The sequence below is a fragment of the Micromonospora sp. L31 genome, assembly GCF_052068075.1.
In the GTDB taxonomy this organism is placed as follows: Bacteria; Actinomycetota; Actinomycetes; order Mycobacteriales; family Micromonosporaceae; genus Micromonospora; species Micromonospora purpureochromogenes.
In genome coordinates, this window is record NZ_JBQHDC010000007.1 from 227,004 (window position 1) to 241,369 (window position 14,366).

General features: G+C 73.7%; 11 protein-coding genes. 7 read left to right on the forward strand and 4 right to left on the reverse strand.

The annotated features are described in order from the left end of the window. Positions 1 to 307: 307 nt before the first annotated feature. From ACTMS9_RS20880 to ACTMS9_RS20910, 7 genes are read left to right on the forward strand one after another with little or no spacing between them, the layout of a single operon-like run. Entirely contained in the window at positions 308 to 964 is a 657-nt protein-coding gene (locus ACTMS9_RS20880) for a TetR/AcrR family transcriptional regulator (protein ID WP_441141957.1), read from the forward strand. A 41-nt stretch (positions 965 to 1,005) separates the two neighbouring features. Then, a complete protein-coding gene (locus tag ACTMS9_RS20885) occupies positions 1,006 to 1,863 on the forward strand; it encodes a maleylpyruvate isomerase family mycothiol-dependent enzyme (RefSeq protein ID WP_441165737.1) in 858 nt (285 codons plus the stop codon). Continuing rightward, positions 1,860 to 3,587 (forward strand): acyclic terpene utilization AtuA family protein, encoded by a 1,728-nt coding sequence (locus ACTMS9_RS20890; protein ID WP_441165738.1) that lies wholly within the window; start codon positions 1,860 to 1,862, stop codon positions 3,585 to 3,587. Before ACTMS9_RS20885 ends, ACTMS9_RS20890 begins: the two co-directional genes overlap by 4 nt. Next, the gene (locus ACTMS9_RS20895; protein ID WP_441165739.1) at positions 3,584 to 4,780 is read left to right on the forward strand and encodes an acyl-CoA dehydrogenase family protein; all 1,197 of its coding nucleotides are present in this window, start codon (positions 3,584 to 3,586) and stop codon (positions 4,778 to 4,780) included. The genes ACTMS9_RS20890 and ACTMS9_RS20895 overlap by 4 nt, the downstream gene beginning before the upstream one ends. Next, entirely contained in the window at positions 4,777 to 6,378 is a 1,602-nt protein-coding gene (locus ACTMS9_RS20900; protein ID WP_441165740.1) for an acyl-CoA carboxylase subunit beta, read from the forward strand. The genes ACTMS9_RS20895 and ACTMS9_RS20900 overlap by 4 nt, the downstream gene beginning before the upstream one ends. An 11-nt stretch (positions 6,379 to 6,389) precedes the next feature. Continuing rightward, positions 6,390 to 8,441 carry an acetyl/propionyl/methylcrotonyl-CoA carboxylase subunit alpha gene (locus ACTMS9_RS20905; protein WP_441165741.1) on the forward strand — a complete coding sequence of 684 codons (2,052 nt, stop codon included), beginning with the start codon at positions 6,390 to 6,392 and terminating at the stop codon, positions 8,439 to 8,441. Further along, the gene (locus tag ACTMS9_RS20910) at positions 8,438 to 9,628 is read left to right on the forward strand and encodes an acyl-CoA dehydrogenase family protein (RefSeq protein WP_441141951.1); all 1,191 of its coding nucleotides are present in this window, start codon (positions 8,438 to 8,440) and stop codon (positions 9,626 to 9,628) included. Before ACTMS9_RS20905 ends, ACTMS9_RS20910 begins: the two co-directional genes overlap by 4 nt. A 104-nt stretch (positions 9,629 to 9,732) precedes the next feature. Here ACTMS9_RS20910 and ACTMS9_RS20915 read toward each other — a convergent pair whose 3' ends face one another. From ACTMS9_RS20915 to ACTMS9_RS20930, 4 genes are all read right to left on the reverse strand, one after another. Next, positions 9,733 to 10,773 (reverse strand): hypothetical protein, encoded by a 1,041-nt coding sequence (locus ACTMS9_RS20915; protein WP_179802206.1) that lies wholly within the window; start codon positions 10,771 to 10,773, stop codon positions 9,733 to 9,735. Then, positions 10,770 to 11,708 carry a transporter substrate-binding domain-containing protein gene (locus ACTMS9_RS20920; RefSeq protein ID WP_154941329.1) on the reverse strand — a complete coding sequence of 313 codons (939 nt, stop codon included), beginning with the start codon at positions 11,706 to 11,708 and terminating at the stop codon, positions 10,770 to 10,772. Before ACTMS9_RS20920 ends, ACTMS9_RS20915 begins: the two co-directional genes overlap by 4 nt. A gap of 150 nt (positions 11,709 to 11,858) precedes the next feature. Next, the gene (locus ACTMS9_RS20925; protein ID WP_441141950.1) at positions 11,859 to 13,661 is read right to left on the reverse strand and encodes an alpha/beta hydrolase; all 1,803 of its coding nucleotides are present in this window, start codon (positions 13,659 to 13,661) and stop codon (positions 11,859 to 11,861) included. Positions 13,662 to 13,832: 171 nt separating this feature from the next. Then, positions 13,833 to 14,291, reverse strand: a complete 459-nt coding sequence (locus ACTMS9_RS20930) for a hypothetical protein (RefSeq protein ID WP_441165742.1) — start codon at positions 14,289 to 14,291, stop codon at positions 13,833 to 13,835. Positions 14,292 to 14,366 lie beyond the last annotated feature (75 nt).

Below are 14,366 nucleotides of genomic sequence, written 5' to 3' on the forward strand. Positions count from 1 at the left end.
TGGCCGGTGCGGGCGGCTGTCAGGGCTCGTCCCATCGCCCGGTTCACTGGCGGGTCCTTTCGAGCTGATGACGTAAACGGATCGCCCGCTGAGTCGAATACGTCATCAGCTCCAAAGGACCGCAACACCACCACAAGGACCGGGAAGAGGTCGTTCTCGCGGGCCGAAAACAGACCCGGGCAAGGCCGGAGCGGACCCAGGCGGGCGGCCCCTGGGCGGGCGGCGCGGACCCGGGCGGGCGCGCGGGGCGGTGAAAGCAGAAAAAGTCAGGCTTGACTGTTTGTTTCGGGGGCGGCACGCTGTCCCCGTGTCCACCGCATCGACGCGCGTCCCTCAGCAGGAGCGCAGCCGCGCCACCCGGGCCCGGCTGCTCGAGGCGACCGTCGACTGCCTGGTGGAGTACGGCTGGTCCGGCACCACCACCACAGTGGTCGCGGCCCGGGCCGGCGTCTCCCGCGGCGCGCAGCTGCACCACTACCCGACCAGGGCGGCCCTGGTGACCGCCGCCGTCGCCCACCTCGCCGACCGACGGGCGGCGGAGCTGCGCACCGAGGCGGAGGCCCTGCCGGCCGGGCCACAGCGGCTCGACCGGGTGGTCGACCTGCTCGGCGTGGCCTTCACCGGGCCGCTCTTCGTCGCCGCGCTGGAGCTCTGGGTCGCCGCCCGCACCGACGCCGAGCTGCGCCGCGCCCTGGTGCCGCTGGAGGCCCGGGTCGGCCGGGAGATGCACCGGCTGACCGTGGCGCTGCTCGGCGTGGACGAGCGCCGCCCCGGCGTACGGGAGGCCGTGCAGGCCACCCTCGACCTGCTCCGCGGACTGGGCGTGGCCAACCTGCTCAACGACGACTCGGCCCGCCGTACCGCCCTGCTGCACACCTGGAAACGCCAGCTCGCCGCCCTGCTCACGCCCGATGCCGGCCCACCGGGGCGCGCCACGCCGGGGCCCGAGCGCGACAGGCAGTGACCCGCCCGTCCTGACCGGCACACCCCGCCCCCGGAGGCACCATGGTCGACCTGACAGCACTGCTCGCGGATCTGGCCGCCGAGTCCGAGCAGCTCGACGCCCTCGTCGCGCCGCTGCCGCCGCAGGCGTGGGCGCGGCCCACCCCCGCTCCCGGGTGGACAGTCGGCCACCAGATCGCCCACCTCGCCTGGACCGACGAGATGGCCCGGCTCGCCGCCACCGACGTCGACGCCTTCTACGCCTCGGTCACCTCGGCGCCGGACGTGAGCCGGCTCGTCGACGACGGCGCGGAGCGGTTCCTGGCCCCGCCGGCCGAGCTGCTGGCCCGCTGGCGTGCCGGCCGGGCCGCGCTCATCGACGCCCTCACGGCCGTCCCCGCCGGGGAGAAGTTGCCCTGGTACGGCACCCGGATGTCGCCCGCCTCGATGGCCACCGCCCGGATCATGGAGACCTGGGCGCACGGCGAGGACGTGGCCGACGCGCTGGGCGTCACCCGCGCCCCGACCGCCCGGCTGCGGCACGTCGCCCACCTCGGCTTCCGTACCCTCGGGCACGGCTTCGCCGCCCACGGCCGGACGCTGCCCACGGCCCCGGTCCGGGTCGAACTGACCGCGCCGGCGAGCGCGAGCGATGCGCTCGCGAGCCCCGCAGCCGCGAGCGCGGACGGCTCGGCCGGCGACGTCTGGGCCTTTGGGCCGGCGGACGCGGCGGACCGGGTCACCGGCCCGGCGCTCGACTTCTGCCTGCTGGTCACCCAGCGCCGGCACCGCGCCGACCTGGCCCTGACCGCCACCGGCGCCACCGCCGACGAGTGGCTGGACGTGGCGCAGGCCTTCGCCGGGCCGCCCGGCGCCGGCCGGGAGCCGCGCCCGGCGAGCGGCGCCGGAGCCCCGGCATGAGCGCCCCGCTCCGGGTCGGCAACGCCTCCGGCTTCTACGGCGACCGCGCCACGGCCTGGCGGGAGATGCTCGACGGCGGCGAGCTGGACGTGCTCACCGGCGACTACCTGGCCGAGCTGACCATGCTGATCCTCGGCCGCGACCGGATGCGCGACCCCGCCCTGGGATACGCGAAGACGTTCCTCCGCCAGATGGAAGGCTGCCTCGGCACCGCGCTGGACCGGGGCGTGCGGATCGTGACCAACGCCGGCGGGCTGAACCCGGCCGGCCTGGCCGCCGCGATCGGCTCGCTCGCCGACCGGCTCGGCCTCACCGCCCGGATCGGGTACGTCGAGGGCGACGCCCTCGCCCGTCCCGACGCGCTCACCGCGAACGTCTATCTCGGCGCGTTCGGCATCGCCGCCTGCCTCGACGCCGGGGCGGACGTGGTGGTCACCGGCCGGGTCACCGACGCCTCGCTGGCCGTCGGGCCGGCGATCGCCCGGTTCGGCTGGGGCCGGGACGACCTGGACGCGCTGGCCGGGGCGACCGTCGCCGGGCACCTGATCGAGTGCGGGGCGCAGGTCACCGGCGGCAACTTCAGCTTCTTCACCGAGCTGCCCGACGGCGGCCACCGACCCGGTTTCCCGATCGCGGAGATCCACCCGGACGGTTCCTCGGTGCTCACCAAGCACCCCGGCACCGGCGGCGCGGTCACCGTCGAGACCGTCACCGCGCAGCTGCTGTACGAGGTGGGCGGCCCGGCGTACCTGGGGCCGGACGTGGTTACCCGGCTGGACACGGTACGGCTGCACCAGGACGGGCCCGACCGGGTCCGCGTCTCCGGCGTCCGGGGCACGCCGCCGCCGGACACCCTCAAGGTCGGCGTCAACAACCTCGGCGGGTTCCGCAACTCGATGACCTTCGTCCTCTGCGGACTGGACGTCCCCGCCAAGGCGGCCCTGGTACGAGGGCAGCTCGAGGAGGCGGTCGGCAAGGAAGGGCTGGAGTTCACGCTGGCCCGCACCGACCACCCGGACGCGGCCGACACCGAGGCGGCGAGCGCGCTGCTGCACGTACACCTGCGCGACGGTGACAAGGCGCGGGCCGGGCGGGCCTTCTCGGCGGCCGCGGTGGAGCTGGCCCTGGCCTCCTACCCCGGCTGCACGCTGACCACGCTGCCCGGCGACGCCACCCCGTACGGCGTCTTCACCGCCGACACCGTGCCCCAGGACGCCGTCGAGCACGTCGCGATACTGCCCGGCGGGGAACGGGTGCCGATCCCGCCGCCGACCCGGACCGACGCCGCCGCCGCGCACGCCACGGAGGTCGTACCGGACACCGGCGGTGCGCCGACACGGCCGGCGGGCACCGGCCCCACCCGACGGGCGCCGCTGGGCGAACTGGTCGGGGCGCGCTCCGGCGACAAGGGCGGCGACGCCAACCTGGGCGTCTGGGCCCGCACCGACGCCACGTACGCCTGGCTGCGCGGCTGGCTCACCGTCGAGCGGCTGGCCGAACTGCTGCCGGAGACCGCCCCGCTGACCGTGGAGCGGTACGAGCTGCCCCACCTGCGGGCGGTCAACTTCGTGGTGCGGGGCCTGCTCGGGCAGGGCGTGGCCGCCTCCACGCGGTTCGACCCGCAGGCCAAGACCCTCGGGGAGCTGCTGCGCTGCCGGGTCGTCGACCTGCCCGCAGACCTGCCGACGGGTCCACCGGAACGAGTCGGGGAGGCCGGCGCATGACCATCGTGGACACCCCGGAACGGCGGCAGCTGCGCGAGCTGACCCGGGCCTTCGTCACCCGGGAGGTGCTGCCGCACCTGGCCGACTGGGAGCGGGCCGGCGAGGTGCCGCGCGAGCTGCACGCCACCGCCGCGAAGATCGGCCTGCTCGGCATCGGGTTCCCCGAGTCGGTCGGCGGCAGCGGCGGCGACCTGCTCGACTCGATCGTCGTCACCGAGGAGATCATCCGCTCGGGCGGCTCGTCGGGGCTGATCGCGGCGCTCTTCACGCACGGCATCGCGCTGCCGCACATGGTCGCCGCCGCCGGCGGCCAGAGCGGTGGCCTGCTCCGCGGCCGGCTCGGGGGCGGCCAGCTCCGGGGCGACGACGACCTGGTCGACCGGTACGTCCGGCCCACCCTGGCCGGGACGATGATCGGCGCGTTGGCGATCACCGAGCCGGACGGCGGCTCGGACGTCGCCGCGATCCGCACCACCGCCCGCCGCGACGGCGACCACTACGTGGTGAACGGCTCGAAGACCTACATCACCAGCGGAGTGCGCGCCGACTTCGTGACCACCGCGGTCTGCACCGACTTCCCGGGCAGCGGCGAGCTCAGCCTGCTGGTCATCGACAAGGGCACGCCCGGCTTCACCGTCGGGCGCCGGCTGGAGAAGCTGGGCTGGCACTGCTCGGACACCGCAGAACTGTCCTTCGTCGACGTCCGGGTGCCGGTGACCAACCGGATCGGCGAGGAGAACACCGGCTTCCTCGCGATCATGCAGCACTTCGCCGCGGAGCGGCTCTCGCTGGCCACCCAGGCGTACGCGACCGCGCAGCGCTGCGTGGAGCTGGCCACCCGCTGGTGCCGGGACCGGGCCACCTTCGGCCGCCCGCTGGCCAGCCGGCAGCTGATTCGGCACCGGCTCGCCGAGATGCACACCCGCGCCGAGGCGGCCCGGGCGTACGTGCACGAGGTGGCCACCCGGGTCGCGGCGGGCGAGCCGGTGGTGACCGAGGTGGCGATGGCGAAGAACGTCGCGGTGGCCGCCTGCGACCAGGTGGTCGACCAGGCGCTGCAACTGCACGGCGGCTTCGGCTACCTGCGCGACGCCGAGGTGGAGCGGCACTACCGGGACGCCCGGATCCTCGGCATCGGCGGCGGCACCACCGAGATCATGAACGAGATCATCGCGAAGGGCATGGGCCTGTGAGCACACTGGACAGCACACTCGACCCCGCCTCGCCGACCTACCGGGCCAACCGGGAGGCGCTGCTGGAACGCCTCGCCGAGCTGGACGCCACGCTGGACCGGGCCCGGGCCGGCGGTGGCGAGAAGTACGTGACCCGGCACCACGCGCGCGGCAAGCTGCTCCCCCGGGAGCGGATCGAGCTGCTGCTCGACCCGGACAGCCCGTTCCTGGAGCTGTCCCCGGTGGCGGCGTACGGCACCGACTTCCCGGTCGGGGCCAGCGTGGTGACCGGCATCGGCGTGGTCGAGGGCGTGGAGTGCCTGGTCGTCGCCAACGACCCGACGGTACGCGGCGGCGCGGTCAACCCCTGGTCGCTGGCGAAGACCCGGCGGGCCGGGGAGATCGCCCTGGCCAACCGGCTGCCGATGGTCAACCTGGTCGAGTCGGCCGGCGCCGACCTGCCCACCCAGGCGGAGATCTTCATCCCGGGCGGCCGGGTGTTCCGCGACCTGACCCGGCTCTCCGCGGCGAAGATCCCCACGGTCAGCGTGGTCTTCGGCAACGCCACCGCCGGCGGCGCGTACGTGCCCGGGATGTCCGACCACGTCATCATGATCCGGGACCGTTCGCAGGTGTACCTGGCCGGCCCGCCGCTGGTGAAGATGGCCACCGGCGAGGTCACCGACGACGAGTCCCTCGGCGGGGCGGCGATGCACGCCTCGACGTCCGGGTTGGCCGACTTTCTCGCCGAGGACGAGCGGGACGGCATCCGGCTGGCCCGGCAGTGCGTGCGCCGGCTCAACTGGCGCAAGCAGGGCCCGTCGCCGCGCACCGGAGTCCCCCAGCCTCCCAAGTACGACCCGGAGGAGCTGCTCGGCATCGCCAGCGCCGACCTCAAGGTGCCCTTCGACCCCCGCGAGGTGCTGGCCCGGGTCCTCGACGGCAGCGAGTTCGACGAGTTCAAACCGGCCTACGGCACGGCGCTGGTCACCGGCTGGAGCGAGCTGCACGGGTACCCGGTCGGGGTGCTGGCCAACGCCCGGGGCGTGCTGTTCAGCGAGGAGGCGCAGAAGGCGGCCCAGTTCATCCAGCTCGCGAACGCCGCCGACATCCCGCTGGTCTTCCTGCAGAACACCACCGGCTACATGGTCGGCACCGAGTACGAGCAGCGCGGCATCATCAAGCACGGCGCGTTGATGATCAACGCGGTCTCGAACTCGAGGGTGCCGCACCTGACGGTCAACCTGGGCGCCTCCTACGGCGCCGGCAACTACGGCATGTGCGGCCGGGCGTACGAGCCGCGATTCCTGTTCACCTGGCCGAACGCGAAGTCGGCGGTGATGGGGCCGGCGCAGCTCGCCGGGGTGCTCTCCATCGTCGCCCGGCAGGCCGCCGCCGCCCGGGGGCGCTCCTTTGACGAGGAGTCCGACGCGGCGATGCGGATGATGGTCGAGCAGCAGATCGAGTCCCAGTCCGGCGCGCTCTTCCTCTCCGGCCGGCTCTACGACGACGGGGTGATCGACCCCCGGGACACCCGTACCGTCCTCGGGCTCTGCCTGTCGGCGATCCACAACGGACCGGTGAAGGGCGCCGACGGTTTCGGCGTCTTCCGGATGTAGAGGGGCCACTCATGATCAACCGACTGCTCGTGGCCAACCGGGGCGAGATCGCCCGCCGGGTCTTCGCCACCTGCCGGGCGCTCGGCGTCGAGACGGTCGCCGTGCACTCGGACGCCGACGCCGACGCGCCGTTCGTGGCCGAGGCCGACCACGCGGTGCGCCTGCCGGGAAACACGCCGGCCGAGACGTACCTGCGGATCGAGAAGATCCTGGACGCGGCCCGGCGGACCGGCGCGGACGCCGTCCACCCGGGTTACGGCTTCCTCGCCGAGAACGCCGAGTTCGCCGCGGCGGTGACCGACGCGGGGCTGACCTGGGTCGGCCCACCGGCCAAGGCGATCGCCGCGATGGGCGACAAGATGGAGGCGAAGGCGCTGCTCGCCGAGGCGGGCGTGCCGATGCTGCCGACCTGGACCGACCCCGACCAGATCACCGACTTCCCGGTGCTGGTCAAGGCGTCCGCCGGCGGCGGCGGGCGGGGCATGCGCGTGGTCCGCGACGCCGCCGACCTCGCCGAGGCCGTCGCCTCCGCGCGCCGCGAGGCGGCCGCCGCGTTCGGCGACGGCACGGTCTTCGTCGAGCGGTACGTGGAGCGCGGCCGGCACGTCGAGGTGCAGATCTTCGGCGACACCCACGGCACCGTGGTCGCCCTGGGCGAGCGGGACTGCTCGATCCAGCGCCGGCACCAGAAGATCGTCGAAGAGGCCCCGGCCGTCGTCGGGCCGCAGCTGCGGCAGCGGCTGCACGAGGCGGCGGTCGCCGCCGGCCGGGCCGTCGACTACGTCGGTGCGGGCACGGTGGAGTTCCTGCTCGCCCCGACCGGCGAGTTCTTCTTCCTGGAGATGAACACCCGACTCCAGGTGGAGCACCCGGTCACCGAGGCGGTCACCGGACTGGATCTGGTCCGGCTGCAACTGCTGGTCGCCGAGGGCGAGCCGCTGCCGGTGGCGGCGACCCCGCCGACCGACGGCCACGCGATCGAGGTACGCCTCTGCGCGGAGGACCCGGCCCAGGGCTTCCGTCCCGCGACCGGCACGTTGCACCGGTTCGCCGTCCCGGGGGTGGCCGGCGCGTTCGCCCCGACGAAGGGGCTGCGACTGGACTCGGGCGTGACGGACGGCTCGACGGTGGGCGTGCACTACGACTCGATGCTGGCCAAGCTGGTCGCCTGGGCGCCGACCCGGGCGGAGGCGGTCCGGGCGCTGGCGGGTGCGCTGGCCCGGGCCGAGTTCCACGGCGTCGCCACCAACCGGGACCTGCTGGTCCGGGTACTGCGCAGCGCTGAGTTCGCGGCGGCCGAGGCGGACACCGGCTTCCTGGACCGGCACCCCGAGGTCTTCGCCCCGCTGCTCCCCGCCGACCGGTCGCCGCTAACGGCGCTGGCCGCCGCGCTCGCCTCGGCCGCCGCCCGCCGCGCCGAGGCGGGCGTGCTCGCCGGGCTCCCCTCCGGCTGGCGGAACGTGCCGGCGTTCCCCCAGGTCACCCGCTACGCCGGGCCGGACGGCGGCGAGATCGAGGTGCGCTACCGGCTGGACCGCGCCGGCGCACTGGCGCAGTGGCACACCGACCCCGGCGTGACCTCGGCCGACGGGCCGCCGGCGGGGCCAGGGCCCGCGGCGGGGGCCGACCCGGTCGGAGCCGACCGGTCCGGGCAGCCGCCGACGGTCGCGCTGGTGCAGGCGAGGCCGGACCGGGTCGTGCTCGACGTGGACGGCGTGCGCCGGGCGTTCCGCGTACACCGGGTGGGGTCGGCGGTCTTCGTGGACGGCCCGGACGGGGCGACGAGCCTGACCGAGCTGCCCCGGTTCCCCCTGCCCACCACGGAGCTGGCGGCCGGGTCGCTGCTGGCGCCGCTGCCCGGCGCGGTGAGCCGGCTGCACGTGGCGGTCGGTCAGCGGGTCGCCGCCGGCGACCTGCTGCTGACCCTGGAAGCGATGAAGCTCGAACACCCCGTGCTCGCCCCGACCGACGGCGTGGTCGCCGAACTGCCGGTGCCGGCCGGCGGCCAGGTCGACACCGGCGCCGTGCTGGCCGTGGTCAACCCCGAGGAGGACCCGCGATGAACTTCGACCTCACCCCAGAGCAGGACCAGCTCCGCGACGCCGTCCGCGCGCTGGGCCGCAGGTACGGTCACTCCTATTTCGTGGCGAAAGCGAAGTCGGGGGAACACACCACCGAGCTGTGGAGCGAGGCCGGCCGGCTCGGCTACCTCGGCGTCAACATCCCCACCGAGTACGGCGGCGGGGGCGGCGGCATCACCGAACTGGCCCTCGTCTGCGAGGAGCTGGCGGCGGCGGGCTGCCCGCTGCTGCTGCTGGTGGTCTCCCCGGCCATCGCCGCCACGGTGATCAACAAGCACGGCACCGACGAGCAGCGCAAGCGCCACCTGCCCGGCCTGGCCGACGGCACCCAGAAGATCGTCTTCGCGATCACCGAGCCGGAGGCCGGCTCGAACTTCCACCGGCTCGGCACGGTGGCCCGCCGCGACGGCGACGACTGGCTGCTCTCCGGCCGCAAGTGCTACATCTCGGGGGTCGACGAGGCGCAGTACGTGCTGGTCGTGGCCCGTGTCGCCGTCGGGGACGGCCCGGGCGGCTCAGGGGACGCGTCCCCTCAGAAGCTGAAGCCGGCGCTGTTCATCGTGCCGACCGACGCGCCGGGGCTGACCCGCTCCAAGCTGGACATGGAGATCCTCTCCCCGGAGAACCAGTTCCTGCTCTACCTCGACGACGTGCGGCTGCCCGCCGACGCGCTGGTCGGCGAGTCCCTGGACGCCGGACTGCCGGCGCTGTTCGCCGGGCTCAATCCGGAGCGGATCACCGTCGCCGCGATGGGCGCTGGCACCGGCCGGTACGCGATCGAGCGGGCCAGCGAGTACACCGCGACCCGCAAGGTCTGGGGTGGGCGGAGCATCGGCTCGCACCAGGGCGTGGCCCATCCCCTCGCACACGCGGCGGTGCAGGTGGAACTGGCCCGACTGATGATCCACAAGGCGGCCACCCTCTACGACGCCGGCCGGGACCTGGAGGCCGGCATCTCCGGCAACATGGCCAAGTACGCCGCCGGCGAGGCCGCCGCGCTGGCCGTGGACACCGCCGTGCAGGCCCTCGGCGGGGCCGGCATGACCACCGAGTACGGCGTGGCCACCCTGCTCGGCGCGGTACGCGCCGGCCGGATCGCCCCGGTCAGCCGGGAGATGATCCTCAACTTCGTCGCCCAGCACGTCCTTGGCCAGGACAAGTCCTACTGAGCGAGTTCGACTCCCGGGCCGGGCCCGCTGGCCAGAATCCCCCGGCCCGGGCGGTCAGAAGCGGCGGAGGCCGATCGGTGGTCCAGCCGTCGTGGCGGTGGAGCTCAGCGCACGGCGCGGCAGGCGGCGTCGATGCGGTGCACCGGGCGCACCCGCCGGCCCGTCCCCTCCAGCAGCGAGTCCTCGACGTGGAAGTCGCGGATGCGCAACCGGTGCCGGGGCAGCTCCTCCTCGCTGGGGCAGAGCACCTGGGCGCGCACCTGGTCCACCGGCACGTAGCGGACGCCGCCGCGCTCCTGGAGCAGCACCACGTTGACGTCGTCCACGGTCACCACGTGCCCCCGGACGTCCTCGGTGACGCCGGGCGTCGACTCCACGGTGGTGACGGTGAGCGGTAGCACCGGCGTGCTGATCACCGGCAGCGCGGCCCAGACCAGCATGGCGAGTACGGCCGCCTCGGTCAGCGACGCCAGTGGCCGGATCACCGCCGCCGGCAGCGGACCGGTGACGCCGAGCGCGAGCAGTGGCGGCGCGACGAGCAGCAGCAGGGCCAGCAGTTCCCCCTGCCGCCAGGCGTCCCGCAGGGTCGGCGCGAGCAGCCAGGCGTACCCGACGAACAGGGCGGCGAGCAGCAGCAGCCGGGGCGCGACCTGCTCGTGCAACCGGGCCGGGGTGAGCTGGAAGGCGGCGACGAACGCCGGGATCAGCAGCGGCAGGTAGAGCAGCTGCCAGGTGACCAGGGCGAGCAGGAAGCTGGCGACCACGAACCAGGCCGGGGTGATGTCCACCCAGCGGGCGAAGAGCGGCCGGCGGAAGCTGGCCGGCATCCGCTCCACGCTCACCCGGAGCACCGCGCCGAGCGCGAAGACCGCGACCAGGCCCGTGGAGAGCAGGCGGGCGGCCGTGGTGAGGAAGCCGGCCAGCAGGTTCACCGGGCCGACGTTCGCCACCAGGAGCAGGGTGGTCTGGAGTTCGCCGCCGGCCTCGACGCCGAGCCGGAGCACGGAGAAGATCGCCGGCACGCCGACCACGGCCGTCCAGAACGACTGGCTGGCCCGGGCCCGCCGCTCGGCCGGGTCGCTCCCCTCCCGCGCCGGCCCGGCGGGGCCCACGTCACGCTGGGCGGGCACCGCCGGGGCGCTCACCGCCGGGGCGCCTTGTCGTCGAAGTCGACCAGCTTGGGTACGTCCAGCGGCTGCGGCTGTGACTTCGGCGCCTTCATCCAGGGCCCCAGCGTTCGGTTGTACGCGGTCAGCCAGGGGCTGCTGATCCCGCTGCGCCCCTGCTGGTAGCTCTTGTCGAGGAAGAAGGCGACCAGGTCGCGCAGGGCCGGATCGCCGATCGGCACCCCGATGCCGAGCGTCTCGCTGGTGCCGAACGGCATGTCGACGATCTCGAACTCGGTCGGGTACTGGGAGAGGAAGCCGGCGAGGATGGTCTCGTCGGAACTGACCGCGTCGTACCGCCCCTCGCGGATGCCGTTGACGCAGTCGCCGACCCGCTTCACCACCAGCGCCTTGACCTGGTGTTTCTCCAGCTCGGCCTCGGTGGTGGAGCCGCCACTGGTGCAGATCTTGTACGCCGGGTCGCGAAGGTCCTCGATGGTGCGGATCTTGTCCTTCAACCGGTTCGGGACCATCACCTCCTGGGTGGTGACGAAGTACGGCCCGGCGAAGCCGACCTGCTTCTTGCGCTCCTCGGTGATCGAGAAACTGGAGACCACCAGGTCGACCACACCGCCCTGGAGGGCCGGGATGCGGTCCTCGGTGGCCAGCGAGACGAAGTCGATCCGCTGGTCGCCCTCGTAGCCCAGCGAGGCGGCGATGTACCGGGCGATCTCGACGTCGAAGCCGACGTACGTGCCGTTGCGCAGCTCGCCCATCAGCGGCTCGGTGGCCGCCACCCCGATCCTGATCTTCGGCTGGCCGTCGATGTGCGACTCGCGCAACTTGTCCAGCACCGAGGGGAGCGGCGGATCCTGCCGGTTGTCGCAACCGGCCGCGGCGGCCAGCGTCAGGGTCAGCGCCACGGCCAGCGTGGTCGCGACCGAGCGGAACCTCGGGGAGGAGCTGTCGTTCATCGAACTACCTCGCTGACGGACAGGGCCTGCGAAACACCGAGAGTAGCGGTTTCCCACCACTTCGGTGGTCATCGGAACGGCGTGGAAAGTGACCGGGGTACGACAGGCGACCCGAGCGCCCGCCGTACCCCGGCGTCCTTCACCGAACCGTCAGCGCACCGTCAGCGTGCCCACGGCGGGCCGCGGCGCGACGACCGGGGGGAGCCGCTTCGGCTCGCCCCGGGCCGGCTCGCCCTCGGCGGCCAGCGCGCTCTTCGGCGCGGCGGCCCGCGACGTCTCCGGCGCGGCCGGCACCTCGACGAAGGGCTGCACGTCACCGGTGCAGAGGGTGCCCTTCTTCGGCAACGTGCCCTTGAGCAGGTAGGCGTCGACGGCGCCGGTCACGCAGGCGGACGTCCCGTAGGCGGTGTGCCCCCAGCTGTCGCTGCTGAGCAGCCGGCTGTTCGGCAGCAGCTTCGCCGAGCTGACCGCCGCGTCGTAGTTGGTGGCCGGGTCCCAGTAGTTGCCGACCACCAGCACCGGGGCGCTGGTCTTCCGGTTGAACGGACCGGTGTAGGCGTCCTCGTCGCGCACCGTCCAGGTGTCCCGGGCGCACGGCGCGGCGCTCCAGCCCCAGGCCCGCCCGAAGTACGGGGCCCGCTTGTCCTCCTTGGCCGTCAGCGCCGGCCAGGCACCCGCGTCCTTCGGGTGGTACGCGTCGGTGCAGTCGACACCGAGGAACGTCTCCAGCCCGTTGTTGTACGGGAAGTCGTACCGGCGCTGCTGCCGGGCCTGCTCGGCGCGCTTGGCGACGGCCGTGCGGGCCTGCGCCAGGCGGGCCGCGGTGGCCGATCCCGGATCGGTGAGCACCAGCAGGTCGGCGGTGATCGAGGCGATGTCGGCGTAGCCGTACGGGCTGTAGAGGGAGCTGAGGCTGGCGCCGACGAAGTCGGCGTAGGTGACGGTGAACGACCCGCCGTCCGGGTCCTCGATCACCACCGGCTTCTTGCGCAGCCGCTGCGCCACCAGCTCGTACGAGGCGACCGGGTCGCCGGCCGCCAGGGAGCACTTCTCCTCGCCGGCCTTGTCGCAGCGGAGCAGGATCTCGCGCAGCGCCTGGTACGCGCCGTCGGCGCTGCGCAGCCGGGTCTCCTGGAGCTCGCCGCGGGCCTTGCCCTGGCCGACCCAGGCGTTCGGGTCGAGCATCCCGTCGACGGCCAGCGCCCGGAACCGGTCCGGGAACATGTTGGCGTAGTACTGGCCGAGCGCGGTGCCGTAGCTGAAGCCGAGGTAGCTCAGCTTCTTGTCGCCCACCGCCCGGCGCAGCACCTCCATGTCCCGGGCGACCTCGGCGGTGGACATCGCCCCGGTGAGCGGCTTGCCCGTGGTGGAGCAGGCCCGACCGACCGCCTTCGACGAGGCGATGTACGCCTTCTCCTCGGCCTTCGTCCACGGGAACGCCACGTTCAGCCCGGCGTACGCCCTGGTCTGGTCCTTGACGGACGGGAAGCACTTGACGTTGTCGCTGGCGGCGACGCCGCGCGGGTCGACCCCGACGATGTCGAAGCGGTCCAGCAGTTCGTCGGAGAGGAAGTACGGCGCGGCGAGCGCGATGTCGGTGCCGGAGCCGCCGGGGCCGCCCGGGTTGAGGAAGAGGCTGCCGATCCGGCTCTGCTGGTCGCGTGCCTTGACCCGGAGCAGCGCGATCTCGGTGGTGGCCCCCTTGGGCTGGTCGTAGTCCAGCGGCAACCGGGTGGTCGCGCACTCGGCGTAGCCGTAGCAGGCGTACCAGTCGAGCTTGGGCGTGGGCACGCGGTCGACCCGCCGGGCCTCGGCGGGACTGGTGCGGTCCGATGTGGTGGGTCGACCCCAGCCGGTGGTGACGGGCGACGCGGTTGCGGGCGCGATCGCCGATCCGGCGAGGAAGAGGCCGGCGATTCCTGCCGCGGCCAGGGACCGGGAAGTACGTGGCATGTGCTGCCTTCCGGTGGAGGACGGGGATACGTCGAGGTGACCCTCGACCTCCGTCACCCTAGGGGCGGCAGACAACGATCGCGGCCCGGCGAAACGCCATCAAAGGGACCAATTATCCGGAGGATGTAACGAAATTTTCATTGTCGACGCTGTTTGGCATCCTTCCGCCACTCAGGAGCCGACCTCCTCGAACCAGTCCGGCTCCGGCCCGGATGTCGGCCCGCCCGACTCCGGCGGCACGTGATCGTCGACCACCCGCCAACCGGCGGCGTCCGCACGCAGCAGCAGGAAGGCGTCGATCTCGCTGTACGGCGCGCCGACGGCGTACACGGTGCCGGCGTCCACGATGGCCTTCTCCAGCGAGCAGACGCCCCTCGGGTCCGGCCGGGCGCCGGCGCAGTCACCGACGTACCGGTGGTCGCCGCCGTAGGTAGCGGTCACGTAGCGGGACAGGGCCTCAGCGCGGGACACCGGCGCCGCCGATCGGGTCGCCGGCGGCGGCGAGGGTGCGGCGGCGGAGGTGGTGACCAGCACGGAGGGGCGCGCCTCCTCCGGCGACGAGCCCGACCCGCAGGCGCCGAGCGGGCCCGACACCAGCAGTGCGACGACGATCCGGGACGTCCGGCGCATCGGCGTTCCTCCTTCGGACGAAGTGGTCGGATCATCGCACCGGGTCGCCGGCGGATCCGCCGCCGCGACCCACCG